The 406-nt window shown below is 61.8% G+C and carries 1 pseudogene; it reads right to left on the bottom strand.

The features are described from left to right. Nucleotides 1–151: 151 nt before the first annotated feature. Nucleotides 152–406: pseudogene (locus tag CUC53_RS18620) on the bottom strand (DUF3306 domain-containing protein); the annotation flags it as partial.

Here is a 406-nt window from a genome sequence, read left to right as displayed (position 1 = left end):
ATCCCCATTGGGGCGGGGCTGGGCTGGATTAGTCTGTTCAGTGCTCACATACACTCCTGTGCGCGCCACCTCGTGGGATGGGCGCTTGTTGATAGGCTGGGAGAGCAAAAGCCGAGCCAACTCCCCCGGAAAAAAAGTGACGGGTAAGGAGTCAAGATCCCAGATGCTCCCCTGCGTCACCGCTGATTGCGACATTTTGTCCATCCTTCGCTGTCAAAATGTCCCGCTTCCTATCCTGCTCCATGCTCTGCTGAGCGTTGACGGGCGGCGAAGGCGTCTCAATTGCAGCAAGATCGCCCGCCACCGCGCATTCATGGTCAGGCTCACACGGCTGGCCTCCCTGCGCCGAGGCGCTCGCCGTCGCGGGGGCCATGGCCTGATCCACCAGCCAATGACGCAGCCCCGC

The organism is Aeromonas cavernicola (genome assembly GCF_002795305.1).
GTDB lineage: Bacteria > Pseudomonadota > Gammaproteobacteria > Enterobacterales > Aeromonadaceae > Aeromonas > Aeromonas cavernicola.
This window is presented reverse-complemented; position numbering and strand designations above follow the sequence as displayed.